Source organism: Ectobacillus panaciterrae DSM 19096, from assembly GCF_000430785.1.
GTDB classification, from domain to species: Bacteria; Bacillota; Bacilli; order Bacillales; family Bacillaceae_G; genus Ectobacillus; species Ectobacillus panaciterrae.
On sequence record NZ_AUMR01000003.1, the window covers coordinates 1 to 15,913 of the forward strand.

At 42.0% G+C, this 15,913-nt stretch carries 20 protein-coding genes; 16 read left to right on the forward strand and 4 right to left on the reverse strand.

Annotation, left to right across the window (positions count from 1 at the left end):
• Nucleotides 1–121: 121 nt before the first annotated feature.
• Nucleotides 122–265 (reverse strand): hypothetical protein, encoded by a 144-nt coding sequence (locus H540_RS32845; RefSeq protein WP_155890899.1) that lies wholly within the window; start codon nt 263–265, stop codon nt 122–124.
• A gap of 291 nt (nt 266–556) precedes the next feature.
• Between H540_RS32845 and H540_RS0100010 the strand changes: the two genes are divergently transcribed.
• Both H540_RS0100010 and H540_RS0100015 read left to right on the forward strand, forming a co-directional pair.
• Nucleotides 557–1,774, forward strand: coding sequence for an EAL domain-containing protein (locus tag H540_RS0100010; RefSeq protein WP_028398836.1), 1,218 nt, complete (start codon nt 557–559; stop codon nt 1,772–1,774).
• Nucleotides 1,775–1,959: 185 nt separating this feature from the next.
• A complete protein-coding gene (locus H540_RS0100015) occupies nt 1,960–2,448 on the forward strand; it encodes a DUF3993 domain-containing protein (protein WP_028398837.1) in 489 nt (162 codons plus the stop codon).
• Nucleotides 2,449–2,476: 28 nt separating this feature from the next.
• On the opposite strand, the gene H540_RS0100020 is transcribed toward H540_RS0100015, so the two are convergent.
• Nucleotides 2,477–2,716, reverse strand: coding sequence for a glutaredoxin domain-containing protein (locus H540_RS0100020; protein WP_028398838.1), 240 nt, complete (start codon nt 2,714–2,716; stop codon nt 2,477–2,479).
• A gap of 223 nt (nt 2,717–2,939) precedes the next feature.
• On the opposite strand from H540_RS0100020, the gene chrA reads away from it, so the two are divergent.
• The 14 genes from chrA (at nt 2,940) to H540_RS0100095 (ending at nt 13,716) form a co-directional block, all read left to right on the forward strand.
• Nucleotides 2,940–4,100 (forward strand): chromate efflux transporter, encoded by a 1,161-nt coding sequence (chrA, locus tag H540_RS0100025; protein ID WP_028398839.1) that lies wholly within the window; start codon nt 2,940–2,942, stop codon nt 4,098–4,100.
• Nucleotides 4,101–4,239: 139 nt separating this feature from the next.
• Entirely contained in the window at nt 4,240–4,476 is a 237-nt protein-coding gene (locus H540_RS0100030; RefSeq protein ID WP_028398840.1) for a YkuJ family protein, read from the forward strand.
• A gap of 97 nt (nt 4,477–4,573) precedes the next feature.
• Nucleotides 4,574–4,717 carry a hypothetical protein gene (locus H540_RS33930; protein WP_169729559.1) on the forward strand — a complete coding sequence of 48 codons (144 nt, stop codon included), beginning with the start codon at nt 4,574–4,576 and terminating at the stop codon, nt 4,715–4,717.
• A gap of 65 nt (nt 4,718–4,782) precedes the next feature.
• Nucleotides 4,783–5,298 (forward strand): ribonuclease H-like YkuK family protein, encoded by a 516-nt coding sequence (locus tag H540_RS0100040; protein WP_028398841.1) that lies wholly within the window; start codon nt 4,783–4,785, stop codon nt 5,296–5,298.
• Nucleotides 5,299–5,390: 92 nt separating this feature from the next.
• The gene (gene abbA, locus H540_RS0100045; RefSeq protein ID WP_028398842.1) at nt 5,391–5,585 is read left to right on the forward strand and encodes an antirepressor AbbA; all 195 of its coding nucleotides are present in this window, start codon (nt 5,391–5,393) and stop codon (nt 5,583–5,585) included.
• A 152-nt stretch (nt 5,586–5,737) separates the two neighbouring features.
• Nucleotides 5,738–6,181 (forward strand): cyclic-di-AMP-binding protein CbpB, encoded by a 444-nt coding sequence (cbpB, locus tag H540_RS0100050; protein WP_028398843.1) that lies wholly within the window; start codon nt 5,738–5,740, stop codon nt 6,179–6,181.
• 58 nt (nt 6,182–6,239) lie between these two features.
• Nucleotides 6,240–7,103 (forward strand): transcriptional regulator CcpC, encoded by an 864-nt coding sequence (locus H540_RS0100055; RefSeq protein ID WP_028398844.1) that lies wholly within the window; start codon nt 6,240–6,242, stop codon nt 7,101–7,103.
• 72 nt (nt 7,104–7,175) lie between these two features.
• Entirely contained in the window at nt 7,176–7,898 is a 723-nt protein-coding gene (gene dapD, locus H540_RS0100060; protein WP_028398845.1) for a 2,3,4,5-tetrahydropyridine-2,6-dicarboxylate N-acetyltransferase, read from the forward strand.
• A 333-nt stretch (nt 7,899–8,231) separates the two neighbouring features.
• Nucleotides 8,232–9,359, forward strand: coding sequence for an N-acetyldiaminopimelate deacetylase (locus tag H540_RS0100065; RefSeq protein WP_028398846.1), 1,128 nt, complete (start codon nt 8,232–8,234; stop codon nt 9,357–9,359).
• 52 nt (nt 9,360–9,411) lie between these two features.
• Entirely contained in the window at nt 9,412–9,588 is a 177-nt protein-coding gene (locus H540_RS32850; protein WP_155890900.1) for a hypothetical protein, read from the forward strand.
• Nucleotides 9,589–9,774: 186 nt separating this feature from the next.
• Nucleotides 9,775–10,323: a peroxiredoxin gene (locus H540_RS0100075; protein ID WP_028398847.1), complete on the forward strand. Its 549-nt coding sequence runs from the start codon at nt 9,775–9,777 to the stop codon at nt 10,321–10,323.
• A 70-nt stretch (nt 10,324–10,393) separates the two neighbouring features.
• Nucleotides 10,394–10,852, forward strand: coding sequence for a TlpA disulfide reductase family protein (locus H540_RS0100080; protein WP_028398848.1), 459 nt, complete (start codon nt 10,394–10,396; stop codon nt 10,850–10,852).
• A 486-nt stretch (nt 10,853–11,338) separates the two neighbouring features.
• A complete protein-coding gene (locus H540_RS0100090) occupies nt 11,339–12,673 on the forward strand; it encodes a cytochrome ubiquinol oxidase subunit I (RefSeq protein WP_028398849.1) in 1,335 nt (444 codons plus the stop codon).
• A gap of 23 nt (nt 12,674–12,696) precedes the next feature.
• Nucleotides 12,697–13,716 (forward strand): cytochrome d ubiquinol oxidase subunit II, encoded by a 1,020-nt coding sequence (locus tag H540_RS0100095; RefSeq protein WP_028398850.1) that lies wholly within the window; start codon nt 12,697–12,699, stop codon nt 13,714–13,716.
• Nucleotides 13,717–13,873: 157 nt separating this feature from the next.
• Here the strand turns inward: H540_RS0100095 and rnjA are convergent, their stop codons facing one another.
• On the reverse strand, nt 13,874–15,541 hold the full coding sequence (gene rnjA / locus H540_RS0100100) for a ribonuclease J1 (RefSeq protein ID WP_028398851.1): 1,668 nt from the start codon (nt 15,539–15,541) through the stop codon (nt 13,874–13,876).
• A gap of 3 nt (nt 15,542–15,544) precedes the next feature.
• Nucleotides 15,545–15,757 carry a DNA-dependent RNA polymerase subunit epsilon gene (locus tag H540_RS0100105; RefSeq protein ID WP_028398852.1) on the reverse strand — a complete coding sequence of 71 codons (213 nt, stop codon included), beginning with the start codon at nt 15,755–15,757 and terminating at the stop codon, nt 15,545–15,547.
• Between the last annotated feature and the right edge of the window lie 156 nt (nt 15,758–15,913).

Sequence of the window (15,913 nt, forward strand, 5' to 3'; positions counted from 1 at the left end):
ACCTTACCAAAATAGGTAAGGTGAAGGACTATTCCTCACAATTTCTTCTGTATGTTATTCTATTTTATTATTTTGAAACAAATCGTTCTTTTAAGAAACGAGAAACCCTTTGGGTTTCTCGTCACTCTGAAAATAACAGCCCTCTGTGAGGGCTGTTATTTTGTTTTACTTGAAATGCCTGGAATTCTTCTTTCGTTGCCGGCACTTTAATTTTACCGTTTATAATTCTTTGTTTAAATTCTTCTACAGTCATTTTTTTCTTCATAGCAGCAAATGCTAATTCCCCTTAGCATTTTACCCCGTTGTCCCTTCAGGCTGCTGAAGGGATTTTTTTGATTTATCATAAATTAGGCGAGAATCCCCCACTTCAAGCGTGTGAATGGTGTAGTGTAACGGTAAGTGGGGGAGGTTCATGATTGTCGCTCATTTGAGAAGGAAGTGAAATGGCGTTTGTGCGAAGCCTGTATGTGAAAAATGCTAAAGATTCTTGAAAAATCATTACCCTTTTCTCAAATCGTCATGATATAATCGTTGAAAACAAAGGGGAGGGAGTACTTTGGTAGATGCATTGGATGTAATGACTAACCTGGACCGGGTTCTTCCTTATTATCAAGCAATCTTCAGTGCTGACGAACATACCATTATCGGATATGAAGTAGTTGGACGGATGGAAACGGAACAAGGGGTTCAAAGCTTAGGTTCTTTTTTTCAAGATGATTCTGTACCCGATGAATATCGGCTAGAGGCAGATAATACAGTAACTGAAAAAGCGCTGCAAAAGGTGCTCGAAACCGATCAATCATTTTTATTGTTTTTGCATCGGGATGCTAGGCTGCTCATGAATGACACCGATGATACCTTTCTCAATTTGCTGCTCTCGTATGAAAAGAAAGGGCTTAAACTCCAAAATATTGTATTGGAAATTACAGAGCACGAATTGAAAGACAATGTGGATCAGCTGAACCATTTGTTGGTTTATTATCGTACATATGGCATTCAGTTTGCAATGAATAAGTTGGGAGCAGGGATGAGCAATCTTGAACGAATTAGTTTGCTCAGTCCAGATGTTTTAAAAATTAATTTAATAAATTTGCGGCAAACGGCACTTCTTCAAACGTATCAAGATATCCTGTATTCGCTGTCTTTGCTCGCGCGGCGCATTGGCGCAACACTTTTATATGAGGATATTGACGCATTTTATCAGCTTCAATATGCATGGCGCAACGGCGGGCGGTACTACCAAGGAAACTACTTAAAAGAGCCGCTTCCGGAAATGCTGCCCGCAGATTTGCTGAAAGAGCGCCTCCGTAAGGAATGTCATGAATTTATTGTGAATGAGAAGCGCAAGCTGCAACACTTATATAATTTAACAGAGAAAATACAGACTTATATTGAAAGCGTTATAACAAAGCATCGCAAAACAGAAGATTTAAACAAATGGCTGTTTGCATGCAGTCAGGAGGTAGCCGATTGCAGCTTTCGTTTGTATGTATGTGATGAAGACGGATTTCAGCAATGCGGCAACGTTATGAAGCAAAACGGAAAGTGGGAGCTTCTCCCTGACTATTACATGAAAAACTGGAGCTGGCGTCCGTATTTTTTAGCTAACATTATGCAAATGCGTTTGGATAAAAAAGGGAAATTGTCCGATTTATATGCAGATATTGAAACAGGAGAGATGATTCGAACATTCAGCTTTCCTATTGACGATCATCAATACTTGTTTATTGACTTAACCTATGATTTCTTATTTGAGCAAGATGCACTCTTATAATGCGCGGACCTATGGTTCGTGCATTTTTTGTTTATTTCTAGAAGAAAGTGGAAATAGTGATACGTATCAGCAAAAACCGCTGCGCGCGCTGTCTATCGCTGTAGGGATTTTGCGAACGAAAGCTTCCCCGCGCGTGGGATAGGATTGCTACAATGAAGCTAGGACAAGCTGAGGGAGGAGAAAAAATGAGGAAATATGGAGCATGGCTCGGATTTTGTTTGTTGCTTGCGTTCATTATCGGACAGAGCGTGGCGTCCGCTATCGGAAAAGAGGAGAAGATAAATAAAGAAGAGGTTTTTGAAACAATCCGCAAAGGTTATGAAGCGCAGTATTCCATTCGCGGCAAGCACTTATCCGTAGAGAAAATGTACGATATACTGACTCCGTATATTACAGATAACTTCCTCCAAGTGTTTACTGATGAAAACAGCAGTGATACAAAGGGCGGCGGCAGTTATCTTCTCGATAAAAAACCTCCATTTTCTTTTAGCGCTTCCACAAAGATCGGATATGATAAAGAAAACGGACTTCTATATGTATATGAGCGTATCAACAAGGAAACACCGGTACATGAAGTGATTATTCTTCAAAAGGCGGAAGGAAAATGGAAGGTTGGCGGGTATAACTCGTATGAAACACTGCCAGCTGAAATTCAGAAGCTGGAAAAAGCGTAAATAAAAAAGACGGGAGCGCCCGTCTTTTTTATTGTTCAATGTCTAATAATTGCTGTAAACGCTCAATATCAAAGCCTATTACTGCTTCGCCGTCTACTATCACTGTAGGCGTGGAATAGGAGTTATAATCATGAACGAGGCGATTTTGCGCCGTGCTGTCGGTTTTTATATTATATTCTGTGTACGGAACGGAATAGTGGCGCAAAAATTTCTTCACAATCTGACATGGTGGGCAATCCGGCTGCGTATAAACTTCAACTTGTTTCATAGATCCTGACTAGTTTGAAATGTATATAATCATTTCAAACTAGTCATTCCCCCCTTCTCATTTTTATTTCTTTAAACTATATATGAGTGAATGATAATCGAAATAAAATTAACTGTTCATAGCTCCTGTTTGTCTAAAGTTTATTATGTATTATATTATAGTTAGGAGAAGCAGACAACGGATGAAGGATGGTTTCACCAAAATCAGAAGCTGAGGTGAAAGCATGAAACAGTATTGGAATGTATTTTGGACTGCCTTTCGATTAGGCTGTACATCATTTGGAGGGCCGGCTGCCCATATCGGTTATTTTCGCAATGAGTACGTAACAAAGAGAAAATGGCTGGATGAAAAGAGCTATGCCGATTTGGTGGCATTGGCCAATTTCCTGCCCGGCCCTGCCAGCAGTCAAGTCGGAATTGCTATAGGAACGATGAGAGCCGGAATAATAGGCGGTTTTTTCGCTTGGCTTGGATTTACCCTCCCGTCTGCGCTGGTGCTGGCGCTATTTGCCATGCTTGTAAAGACGTATCGGCTTGACGGAGCGGCTTGGATTCACAGCTTGAAGCTTGTAGCGGTTGTTATCGTAGCGCAAGCGGTATTTGATATGGGAAAAAAGCTGGCGCCAGACCGCATACGGCAGACGATTATTCTCGGAGCCGCCGCTGCTGTCTTATGGTTTTCCACACCGTATATGCAGATTATTGTATTGCTTTTAAGCGGAATCATCGGCTATATGGCGTATAGGAAAACAGCAGATACTACGGAGGAGAAAGTTTCGTTTGTACTTTCTAAAAGAGCCGGAGGAATTGCATTTTTTTTATTTTTTGCGCTGTTATTTTTGTTGCCTGTGGCTGGCGCGAGCATTTCTTCTCCTATGCTGCAGCTATTTGATATCATGTACCGCACAGGGGCGCTCGTGTTTGGAGGAGGCCATGTTGTGCTGCCGCTGCTTGAAAATGAAATCGTGCGCACCAGCTTAATGAATAAAGAGATTTTTTTAGCCGGATATGGATTAACGCAGGCGATGCCCGGCCCCTTGTTTACCTTCTCGAGCTACATCGGGACGACAATGTATGGAATTGGAGGAGCTGCAACGGCTGTTATAGGGATTTTTTTGCCGGCCTTTTTATTGATTATAGGCGGTTTGTCCTTTTGGAACACAATGCACCATAATAAGATAATTCGTACTGCTCTTGTTGGAGTAAATGCGGGGGTTGTCGGAATCCTGCTCGCTGCCTTATATGACCCTATTTTTACAAGCTCTGTTAAAACAGTCATAGATGCTGTTCTCGTACTGGTGTATTTTGCTTTATTCAGTATTTGGAAGCTGCCGCCGTGGGCGTTGGTGCTTGTTGCTCTGCTGTGCGGAGTTGTTGTTCTGTAACTTTTTTCGACAAATTTATTGAGTTTCTGTGCACGAACCGTTATTCTAGAAACTGAGGCAATTTTTCTGTTACAGACGGATAGAATCAATGCTGTTGTAAAAGCTATTTACAGGAAGATTAGAGAAAGGGGAGATATTTATGTCTCTGCTCCAAGGAATTTTAACTCGTCTTGTCAGTCTGAAAGAACAAGCGGCAAACGGAGAAGTAGCACAGCGTTACTTTGAAGTGAACGGCGAGCGTAAATGCAGTGTGAAATATTTTGATAAAAACGATACGTATGAGCTAGAGGTGTATCAACCGGGCGAGAAGCCGCAAACGTATCAATTTGACAATATTGATATGGTTGCCATTGAAATTTACGACATGATTTCCTAGTTAATACATAAAAAAACAGTACCTGCTTTTTGGGTGCTGTTTTTTTTGTATATTCTTCCTCCTTTTTATTCAAAATGAATAGGAAAGGAGGGAATATATGCTCCCGATTGTAATTTGCCCCGACTGCGGACAACAAGCAGAAATGGATCAAGTGTTAACGGCACAATCGAACCAAAACGTGATTTATATTTGTCCGTCTTGCAGCTGTGTTATTCGCAATATTGAGACGAACAAAGGGTAATAACGAACAGTTTTCTCCCATACAATGAGAATGGCGAAGTCTGTCTATAGAAAGGACGTGACGATATGGGAGAATACTGCTTTTATAATTTGTCGGAGCGGAATATGGATTTTGACACAGTATTTTTGAGAATATGTGAATTTGTGCGTGCTGATCCAGTCAATGTGTATCGCCTCTCCATCGGTACGGATTCCCAGACCCATCAAAACGCAACACGCTTTATTACTGCCATTCATCTTCATAGAGTCGGTAAAGGGGCATGGGGCTGCCTGCGAAACCAAACGATACATAGAAGGCTTGAGAGCCTCCGGGAAAAAATTCATTTAGAGACGTACTTTAGTCAAGAAATTGCTTATTTATTTACGCCAGAACATCTGGGTACTTTGCTTGAAACGTTATATCCGTACCAAAAGGAAGGTGCAAAGCTTTCGATGGAGATTCATTTAGACATTGGAAATTATGGATTGACAAAAGAATTTATCCTCGATATGACAACCCGCATTACAGCAATGGGGCTGACAGCCAAAATTAAGCCTGATGCATATGCCGCCTTCAGCTACGCGAACCGATATACGAAATAAAGGAAATTTTAAATTTTTCATCTATTAAACTGAAAGAATATTTTATATAATAGTATATAGGGAATGAACAGTAGGGGAGAGTCGGGAGCCGTATGAAGAACAGTCATTTGTATTTGACGGAGGAAGAGCGAACTCTATTACTCAGTGTTCTGTTTCAGCAAAATTACGCATCAGAAATTCTCGCATGCGAATTGGCTGATATCGAAAGTGGTTTAAAAACAACGGATATAGGACATTACAAAAAGGTAACACATTTATTTGATCGCTTAAAAAATGAAGACCTATGACTGCCGTGATGGTAGTCATTTTTTTCGCTTATATGATACAATAAGAGATGGTTGTTTCATAAAAGAAAAATTTGGGGACACTCCTAAAGTGAAAACGTTATCATAACTTAGAAATAGAAGCTGAAAAGACTAAGAAAATGGGGGAAACAACAATGATTAGTCTTCCGACAGAAGAGTTTAAACAAATTTTTGTAAAAGATTTGCTGATTTCATCCGAAAAGGTTGCGCACGTCCAAGTGGCCAATAGTCTCGAGCATGCGCTTCTCTTGCTTGTGAAGTCCGGCTATTCTGCAATTCCGGTATTAAATTCAACCTATAAACTGCATGGTCTGATCAGCACTGCGATGATTCTCGATAGCATTCTTGGGCTTGAGCGTATCGAGTTTGAGCGGTTAGAGCACATGAAGGTGGAAGAAGTGATGAATCGGGATATTCCGAGACTAAAGCTTGATGATACCTTTTCAGAAGCGCTTGATGCTGTCATTAACCACCCATTCATATGCGTGGAAAATGGAGATGGATATTTTGAGGGCATATTGACGCGCCGCGCTATACTGAAGCTTCTCAATAAACAAGTGCGCCGCTACAATAAGTGACAGCAAACGTGCAGCTTCTTAGAGAAGCTGCACGTTTTTACAGAAAGGGGATACGGTTTTGCATCTCGACGATTTTCGAATGATGGTTGTATTGGCAGAAGAATTGAATATGAGAAAAGCAGCAGAGCGTTTGTTTGTATCGCAGCCGGCGCTGAGCCAGAGACTGCAGTCTATGGAAAAGCAGTGGAGCATGAAATTTTTTATCCGCTCGCAAAAAGGGCTGACGATTACACCTGCGGGCGAAAAAGTCGCGGCTTATGCAAAGGGAATGCTGCTGCAAGAAGAAAATGTTAAAAATGAGCTTGCCTCCCTGCAAACAAAAACGCACGGTACACTCAAAATTGCGGTTGCTTCCATTATTGCACAATATTGGCTTCCGAGTGTGCTGAAGCAATTTGTGGAAAAGTATCCGCTTGTCCAGATTTCTATGTTTACTGGATGGAGCAGTGAGGTACAAAAGCATTTTTATGAGGGAGATGTTCACCTGGCCATTTTACGCGGCTCACAGGAATTTCCGGGGAATAAATGGCATTTGCTGTCGGATGAACTGTATTTGGTGGATACAGAAATTGCAAATGTAGATATGTTAAGAGAGACGAACAAGCCGTTTATTCAATTTAAAAGCGATTCTACCTATTATTCACAGATTCAAGGCTGGTGGTACGGTATGTTTTCGCATCCGCCAAAGCGTACGATTGTGGTAGATCAAATCGAAACATGCAAGCAGATGGTGCTGCATGGCATCGGTTATGCGATATTGCCCTCAAGTGTACTGCAAGCAATGCCGCCTAACGTTTATAAGATGCCTTTGTCTGTGAATGAGAAGAGGGAAACGTGGCTGCTTGTCAACGACACGGCGCTTGAGCTGAAACAGGTTGGAGCCTTCGTCGAGTTGATGAAGCAATTTGCCGCAAAAAAATAGCTATTCATTCTTGCCGATAATGCTACTCTCTGATAGAGTAGCATTATCAACTAATTAGGAGGAAATTCAACAATGAAAATGATGGATGCAAATGAGATTATTTCTTTCATTCAAAAAAGCGAAAAGAAAACTCCCGTTAAGGTGTACATAAAAGGACAACTTAAAGATATTGAGTTTCCGGAAAGTTTACAAGCGTTCGTTTCTAAAAAGACGGGCGTATTATTCGGGGAATGGTCTGAAATCAAAGCTGTATTGGACAAGCACAGCGATGAAATTACAGATTATGTGGTTGAAAACGACCGCCGTAACTCTGCAATTCCACTATTGGACTTAAAAGGAATTAAAGCGCGCATCGAGCCCGGTGCAATCATTCGTGACCAAGTAGAAATCGGCGATAACGCGGTTATCATGATGGGCGCGGTCATCAATATCGGTGCAGCAATCGGTGAAGGTACAATGATCGATATGAACGCGGTGCTTGGCGGACGCGCGACAGTGGGGAAAAACTCCCACATCGGTGCAGGCGCGGTGCTTGCTGGTGTAATTGAGCCGCCTTCTGCAAAGCCTGTAATAGTAGAAGATGATGTTGTTGTAGGTGCAAATGCTGTTATTCTTGAAGGTGTAACAGTCGGAAAAGGCGCAGTAGTCGCAGCAGGTGCAATCGTGACAGAAGACGTGCCTCCGTACACAGTAGTAGCAGGCATGCCGGCACGCGTGATTAAAGAAATTGACGAAAAAACGAAATCTAAAACAGAAATCAAACAAGAGCTTCGTCAATTAAATCCGGAACAATAAGAAAAACGAAGCCTTCGAAGGCACAGAGACCAAGGTTCTCCGCCCTAAAAGGCGTTTTTTTCCTTTTTGAGGCGGATGGTTCTTGGACGGCAGTGCCTAGCCGGCGGAGTTAGACAAAGAAAAACGGAGTCGGCTCGTTCAGGCACAGAGTATAAGGTTCTCCGCCCTAAAAGGCGCTTTTTGCCTTTTTGAGGCGGAGGTTCTTATGCGGCAGTGCCTAGCCGGCGGAGTTAGGCAAAGAAAAACGGAGTCACATACTGTTGTCTTCATAATAATAAGAAAGCGTAAGCGCTGCTTCGGCGCTTACGCTTTTTATAAATGGCGGTGATGATAATGGAATTGAATCGATTCGTTCAAATACGAAGAGATTTGCATCAAATTCCTGAGCTTGGATTTCAGGAGTTTAAAACACAGCAATATATTTTAAATTATATAGCAACGCTTCCAAAAGAACGCATTGAAGTGCAAACGTGGAGAACGGGTGTGCTTGTAAAAGTGCACGGACGCAATCCGGAAAAAATGATTGGCTACCGTGCAGATATTGACGGTTTGCCAATTGATGAGGAAACCGGTTACTCCTTCTCTTCTTCGCATGAAGGGTTCATGCATGCATGCGGACACGATGTTCATACAAGCATCGGATTAGGCGTATTAACCGAGCTTGTTCAAAATTCGATTGACGACGACGCTGTTTTCATTTTTCAGCCGGCAGAGGAAGGGCCCGGCGGAGCGCAGCCGATGATTGAAAGCGACGAGTTTAAAAAATGGAAGCCTGACGTCATCGTTGCACTTCACATCGCACCGGAATATCCGGTCGGAACCATTGCTACGCGCGGAGGCTTATTGTTTGCTAACACATCGGAGCTGTTCATTGATCTAAAAGGAAAAGGCGGTCACGCGGCATACCCGCACAATACAATTGATATGGTCGTTGCTGCAAGCTATCTTGTGACACAAATGCAGTCCATCATCAGCCGTAACATAGACCCGTTAGATTCTGCGGTTATTACAATCGGAAAAATCACGGGCGGCACAGTCCAAAATATCATTGCTGAAAAAGCGCGTTTGGAAGGAACCATCCGAACCTTATCTGTAGAATCTATGATAAAAGTAAAAGAGCGCATTGAAGCCATCGTGCAAGGAATTCAAGCGGCGTTTCAGTGCACGGCGGTAATTGATTACGGCTCCATGTATCATCAAGTATACAACCACGAGCAGCTGACGCAGGAGTTTATGAACTTTGCCAGCGAGCAGACGGACATGCAAGTAATTGAATGTACGGAAGCGATGACAGGCGAAGATTTTGGTTACATGTTAAGAGAAACGCCAGGCTTTATGTTCTGGCTGGGTGTAGAATCAGAGTACGGCCTTCACCATGCACAACTGCAGCCAAACGAAGCGGCAATTGAAAAAGCAATTGCATTTTTAGCGCAATATATGAGATTCAAAGGAAACAGATAGGCATGCCCTGTCTGTTTTTTTGTTGAGAGAATGTCATAGGAGCGCAATCATAATGAAAGATAACCATGATATACTAGACGTCCATAGACATAGAAGGGATGACACGATGGAAAAGGAAACCTTTTTACGATTGATTGAGCAAATGAATGCAAATTTGGATGAGTTGGAAGAACGGCTGAATGAGGTTTTGAATAGGGATGAAAAAGATAATGAGGGCAGAAACGGGTAACTATAGTGTCGCCTTTTTTATTTGTGCATATTTTTTGTAATTCCAGCACAATACTTTATAATGGTAGTTGGGAGAAGCATTGAGAGAGGTTTTTTGTTTGTAATAATTCTTACATAACATTGACTTTAAATCACTTCTTCTTATATAATTACAACTGTAAACAATAATTAACGGAGGTTGATACATATGGCAGAACGTATGGTAGGCAAGCAAGCTCCTCGTTTTGAGATGGAAGCTGTGTTAGCGAACAAAGAATTCGGTAAAGTAAGCCTTGAAGACATCATGAAACAAGATAAATGGACAGTTCTTTACTTCTATCCAATGGATTTCACTTTCGTATGCCCGACAGAAATTATCGCTCTTTCTGACCGCTACGATGAGTTCGAAGATTTAGATGCGGAAGTAGTAGGCGTGTCTACTGACACAATTCACACACACTTAGCATGGATCAACACAGACCGTACGAAAAATGGTCTTGGCGACCTTCGTTACCCATTAGCTGCTGACACTAACCATGTTGTGTCCCGCGACTACGGCGTATTAATTGAAGAAGAAGGGATCGCGCTTCGCGGTTTGTTTATCATCAGCCCGGAAGGCGAATTAATGTACCAAGTTGTACACCACAACAATATCGGACGTGAAGTAGATGAAGTATTACGCGTTCTTCAAGCATTGCAAACTGGCGGACTTTGCCCTGCAAACTGGAAACCAGGTCAAGCTACTTTAAACGTGTAATAAACGCATAATTTCATTAGGAAGGTCTAACAATTATGTTAGGCCTTTCATTATTAAAGGAGGAACAATCATGAAACTACGTGAGCCAATGCCTTCCTTGGAAGGGGCAACGACAGTTTTAAATGGCGAAGTGAACCGTGAGGTGTTAATCGGCGATAAGCCGACATTGATTCATTTTTGGTCTGTAAGCTGTCACTTATGCAAAGAAGCGATGCCAAGCATCAATCAGTTTCGTGACGATTACAAAGATAAGCTGAATGTTGTAGCTGTTCATATGCCTCGTTCTGAAGCTGATCTTGACTTGAGTGATATTCAAAAAGTGGCAGAAGAGCACGGCATTACACAGCCGATCTTAGTGGACAACCAGCACAGTATTACGGATTCGTTCCAAAACCAATATGTTCCTGCGTATTACGTGTTTGATAAAAGCGGCGTGCTGCGCCATTTCCAAGCAGGCGGCAGCGGTATGCAAATGCTGACAAAGCGTGTGAACCGAGTGCTCGATGAAGCTGCACAGCAAGCAGAATAACATCTTGAATATAAAGTGAAACTTCCATCAGTGGGGGCTTTACTGCCCGTTAAGGCGTGATAAATAGAAAGAGGAGGCTTTATGGGTCTTCTCTTTTTATATAAAAAGCAGGAAATAGAGAAATATATCCAAGTGAATAAAAAAAACCGTCTTTTGATAGTGGGGAGAGATCATCCGGCGACGTGCAGAAGCGGTTAAACCTTTGTAGTGGTTCATGCAAGGGTAAACTAGAGAGAAGAAGCATACCATACTCCCTTTTGGTTGCACATAGCACATGTAAATGTTGAAATTATAATTCATTCATATATAGATAGAGAAGTAAATGATATTCTCATATTTGTGAATAATGTCACAAAAAAGTCGCGAATTCGTTTCGAAATAGTTAAAATTTCTTATCCCTGCATATCTTTTGCGATTTACACTATAAGTATAGTGTAAATGATATAACGTTTATAGGATGAGTTCATATACAGGGGGTACAAACAAATGGATTTTGACAGTGTAGCGTTGGCAAGGGGCTTAACTGAGCTTACACTTGCGTTCCATATTATTTTTGCCACAATCGGTGTCGGATTGCCGGTCATGATTTCCTTTGCGGAATGGTACGGTATTAAAAAGAATGATCCGCACTACATTTTGCTTGCGAGACGCTGGACGCGCGGATTTACGATTACAGTAGCTGTAGGGGTTGTAACAGGTACATGTATCGGTTTGCAATTATCATTGCTGTGGCCGAGCTTTATGAAGCTTGCCGGTCAAGCAATCGGATTACCGCTTTTTATGGAGACATTTGCGTTCTTCTTTGAAGCTATTTTTCTAGGTATGTATTTGTATACGTGGGACCGATTTAAAAATCCGATTCGCCATTGGCTTCTTTCTATTCCGGTTATTATCGGCTCTACCTTATCTGCATTCTTCATTACAACAGTTAATGCTTTTATGAACACGCCGCAAGGCTTTAAATTGGAGGATGGAAGAATCATAGATTTACAGCCGCTTCTTGCAATGTTCAACCCGGCAACGCCAACAAAAACATTGCATGTGATTGTTACAGCTTATTTAACATCAGCGCTTGTGTTGGCTGCTATTACTGCTTTTATGATGTTAAAAGGAAGATGCGGGGAGTATTACCAAAAGGCATTGAAGCTTACGATGATTGCTTCTCTTGTCTTTGGCATCGCCACAGCTATTGCGGGTGATTTATCAGCTAAGTTCTTGGCGAAATATCAGCCGGAAAAGCTGGCGGCAGCCGAATGGCATTTTGAAACAGAAAAAGGGGCAGATCTCATTCTGTTCGGCGTGTTGGATGAGAAAACAGACAAAATCAAATATGAAATTCGTATTCCAAAAGCGCTCAGCTTCCTTGCATTCAGCAATTTCAATGCCGAAGTGAAAGGGCTGAATGAGACACCGAAGGACCTTCGTCCGCCGCTGTATGTCCATTATTTATTTGATTTAAAAGTAACATTTGCAGGATACATGATTCTTCTGTCTCTTGCCTACGTTCTTATATTGAAGTTCAAAAAAGAATGGACGATGAACCGTCTGCTTCTTCGCGGTATTCTCATTGCCGGCCCGCTCGCAATGCTGACAATTGAAATCGGCTGGTTCTTTGCGGAGGTAGGGCGTCAGCCTTGGATTTTACGAGGCTATATGAAGGTTGGCGAAGCGGCAACTACTGCGCCGTCTGAGCATGTCGGCCTCATGTTCATTCTCTTCTTGGGCCTGTACATCGTGTTAGGGTTTATCTCTACTAAAGTGTTGACTAAGATGTTTAAGTCTAATCCGGCAGAATTAGAGCTTGAGAAACATCTTGATTAAAAGATTCGATAGGGGGAGACACAATGAGTATACCGCTTCTCGGTATTACGGTTCTCTGGCTGTTTTTGTACGGCTACTTAATTGTGGCTTCGGTTGATTTCGGTGCCGGTTTTTATGCGTACTATGCAAAATGGAAAAAGAAAGACCCGAAAATGGTAAAGCTCATTAACCGATACTTATCGCCGGTTTGGGAAGTTACGAATGTATTTTTCGTTTTCTTTTTCGTCGGTCTTGTCGGCTTTTTCCCGGATGCAGCATACTACTATGGTACAGCATTGCTCATTCCAGGGAGCATTGCGCTCGTTTTATTAGCGATTCGCGGATCCTTCTATGCATTTGAAAATTATGGATCTAAGCAAAGCCGTGTGTATATGTTCTTATACGGTGCAACAGGCTTGCTGATTCCGGCGGCTCTATCGACAGCGCTGACGATTTCAGAAGGCGGATATTTAGAAAAGCAAGGCGATACGGTTGTATTTCTTGCTGATAAGCTTTTTACAAGCTCCTACTCTTGGAGCGTTGTATGTTTAGCTGTTGTTTCCGTACTGTATATCAGCGCTGCGTTTTTAACGTATTATGCAGATCGTGCCGGAGACAGTGAATCGCTTGAAATTTTGCGGAAATTCGCTTTGTTTTGGGCGGTTCCTACGATTTTGGCAAGCTTGTTTGTCTTTCTTTCTATACGTGCTCACAACGCGCGTCACTTCAACAGCATGCTGGAATTGGATACGATTTGGATGTTCGGCTTATCTCTTGTATGCTTCTTGGGGGCAACGCATTACATTTTCCATCGGAAGCGCTACGGACTGGCGTTTTTGTTTGTCATGTTTCAATTTTTCTTTGCTTTCTTCGGATACGGAGCAGGACACTTGCCGTACATTTTAGACCCGTACATTACGATCTACTCCGGTTTCACAAACGAAACGATGGGAATGGCCCTTGTAGTTGTATTTATTTTAGGGCTGCTGCTTTTAATTCCTTCCCTATACTTATTGCTTCGTCTTTTCTTGTTTGACGCAAACTATGTAAAGGGAGAAAAGTAAGGGAAACAGCTTTGTTCAAATGAGCAAGGCTGTTTTTGCTCGTGTTTCGTCTTTGTCATTGGCGGCGATGATGAAGTAGATCGCTTTGAAGATTTTTTAACTAAATAATTTTTACATAAAAAGAGACAAGACCCATTGTAATGGCCTTGTCTCTTTTTTATACTTCCATAATGATTGGCAAAATCATCGGTTTGCGTTTTGTTTTTTCATATAAGAACGGAGCCAATGTATCTGTAATTTCATTTTTGATTTCAGACCATTGTGTTGTTTTGCGCTCCATAACTTTGCTTAAGTGAGTTGCGATAAGAGATTGCGCGTCATTAATGAGATCACTGCTTTCTCTCATATATACGAAGCCGCGGGAGATAATATCCGGTCCGGCAGCAATTTTGAATTCTTTCATATCGATGCTCACTACAACGATAACAAGACCTTCTTCTGAAAGAATACGGCGATCGCGAAGCACGATGTTTCCGATATCGCCTATACCGTTTCCATCAATATACACAGAACCGGAAGGAATCTTTCCTGCAACAGCCGCTTCATCTTCACGAATTGCCAATACGTCACCGTTATCCAGTATGAAGCAATTTTCTTCTGGAATACCGCATTCAACCGCAAGATTGGCATGCATACGCTGCATACGGTATTCTCCGTGAATCGGCATGAAGTACTTCGGCTTAATAAGACGAAGCATTAGCTTCTGCTCTTGCTGACCGCCATGTCCGCTCGTGTGAATATCCGCCAGCGGCCCATGAATTACATCGGCACCTGCACGATACAGCATGTTGATTGTGCGGCTCACGCTAATTGTATTGCCTGGAATTGGAGAAGAAGAGAACACAACTGTGTCGCCTGGGATAATTTGAATTTGACGGTGCGTACCGTTGGCAATACGGGATAATGCAGCCATTGGTTCTCCTTGGCTTCCTGTACAAAGAATGACAACTTGGTGAGCTGGCAAACGATTAATTTGTCCTGCCTCTACAAACGTGTCCTTTGGACAGCGAATATAGCCAAGGTTTTGACCAATCTCCATCGCCGCTTCCATACTGCGTCCGAACACAGCGATTTTACGGTTGTTTGCTACCGCTGCTTCCACAACCTGTTGAAGGCGGTGAATGTTAGAAGCGAATGTAGCAAAGATAATACGTCCGTCCACTTTGCGGAAAGTATCATGAATGCTGTCTCCTACGCGGCGTTCAGACAGTGTAAAGTTAGGAACTTCACTGTTCGTGCTATCTGATAATAAGCAAAGCACGCCTTCTTTTCCGATCTCAGCCATTTTTGTTAAGTCAGCAGGCTCACCGACTGGCGTAAAGTCAAATTTAAAATCTCCTGTATGAACAACTTGTCCTTGCGGCGTTTTTACAACGATTCCGTAAGATTCTGGAATGCTGTGAGTCGTCCGGAAAAAGGAAATCGCTGTTTTTTGAAATTTAATTACATCATCTTCCTGAATTTCATACAGCTTTGCTTTGCGAAGCAATCCGTGCTCTTCTAATTTATTTTTAATAAGTGCGAGCGCCAATTTTCCGCCGTAAATAGGGATATTGACCTGACGCAACAAGTAAGGGATACCGCCGATGTGATCTTCGTGACCGTGCGTGATAAATAGTCCTTTAATTTTTTCTTCGTTTCGTACGAAATACGTGTAGTCTGGAATTACATAATCGATTCCTAGAAGCTCGTCTTCTGGGAATTTGATGCCGGCATCAATAATTATGATTTCGTCTTGGTACTGAACCGCGTATGTATTTTTTCCAATCTCGCCTAGTCCTCCTAAGGCAAAGACGGCGGTTTGGTCATTTTTTAAAAATTTCATATGCTATACGTTCTCCGTCACTTTGAAATTTTCGTTTTGTTTTTCGTATTCAAGGTGAGCACCGGCAAGCTCTTGAATGAATTCGATATTATAATTAAATGGCGATAGTTTTGTACGAACATCTCGTTCTGATTCTGCTTCTACATAAAGTACCTTTGTTTTCTCACGTACAGGTACCTCTAAAGCAGAGTCTTGATAAAATACTTTAAAAATCATGGTAAAACCTCTCCTTGTCTCTATTTTTCGCTGCCTTTAACCTATTATAAAGGAAACGTGCTTCATTTTCATGTTTTTTCCGCAGAAAGAAGAAAAAAGCTCGCATTAGGCTATTCTTTTTTTACGAAGCAGGCCGTTCCAATATAGCTTTAGTTT

Excerpts from the sequence above, each read along its gene's own strand:
- H540_RS32845 (WP_155890899.1), bottom strand. The coding sequence starts at position 265 with ATGAAGAAAAAAATGACTGTAGAAGAATTTAAACAAAGAATTATAAAC.
- H540_RS0100015 (WP_028398837.1), top strand. The coding sequence starts at position 1,960 with ATGAGGAAATATGGAGCATGGCTCGGATTTTGTTTGTTGCTTGCGTTC.
- H540_RS0100020 (WP_028398838.1), bottom strand. The coding sequence starts at position 2,716 with ATGAAACAAGTTGAAGTTTATACGCAGCCGGATTGCCCACCATGTCAG.
- chrA (WP_028398839.1), top strand. The coding sequence starts at position 2,940 with ATGAAACAGTATTGGAATGTATTTTGGACTGCCTTTCGATTAGGCTGT.
- H540_RS0100030 (WP_028398840.1), top strand. The coding sequence starts at position 4,240 with ATGTCTCTGCTCCAAGGAATTTTAACTCGTCTTGTCAGTCTGAAAGAA.
- H540_RS33930 (WP_169729559.1), top strand. The coding sequence starts at position 4,574 with ATGCTCCCGATTGTAATTTGCCCCGACTGCGGACAACAAGCAGAAATG.
- H540_RS0100040 (WP_028398841.1), top strand. The coding sequence starts at position 4,783 with ATGGGAGAATACTGCTTTTATAATTTGTCGGAGCGGAATATGGATTTT.
- abbA (WP_028398842.1), top strand. The coding sequence starts at position 5,391 with ATGAAGAACAGTCATTTGTATTTGACGGAGGAAGAGCGAACTCTATTA.
- cbpB (WP_028398843.1), top strand. The coding sequence starts at position 5,738 with ATGATTAGTCTTCCGACAGAAGAGTTTAAACAAATTTTTGTAAAAGAT.
- dapD (WP_028398845.1), top strand. The coding sequence starts at position 7,176 with ATGAAAATGATGGATGCAAATGAGATTATTTCTTTCATTCAAAAAAGC.
- H540_RS0100065 (WP_028398846.1), top strand. The coding sequence starts at position 8,232 with ATGGAATTGAATCGATTCGTTCAAATACGAAGAGATTTGCATCAAATT.
- H540_RS32850 (WP_155890900.1), top strand. The coding sequence starts at position 9,412 with ATGAAAGATAACCATGATATACTAGACGTCCATAGACATAGAAGGGAT.
- H540_RS0100075 (WP_028398847.1), top strand. The coding sequence starts at position 9,775 with ATGGCAGAACGTATGGTAGGCAAGCAAGCTCCTCGTTTTGAGATGGAA.
- H540_RS0100080 (WP_028398848.1), top strand. The coding sequence starts at position 10,394 with ATGAAACTACGTGAGCCAATGCCTTCCTTGGAAGGGGCAACGACAGTT.
- H540_RS0100090 (WP_028398849.1), top strand. The coding sequence starts at position 11,339 with ATGGATTTTGACAGTGTAGCGTTGGCAAGGGGCTTAACTGAGCTTACA.
- H540_RS0100095 (WP_028398850.1), top strand. The coding sequence starts at position 12,697 with ATGAGTATACCGCTTCTCGGTATTACGGTTCTCTGGCTGTTTTTGTAC.
- rnjA (WP_028398851.1), bottom strand. The coding sequence starts at position 15,541 with ATGAAATTTTTAAAAAATGACCAAACCGCCGTCTTTGCCTTAGGAGGA.
- H540_RS0100105 (WP_028398852.1), bottom strand. The coding sequence starts at position 15,757 with ATGATTTTTAAAGTATTTTATCAAGACTCTGCTTTAGAGGTACCTGTA.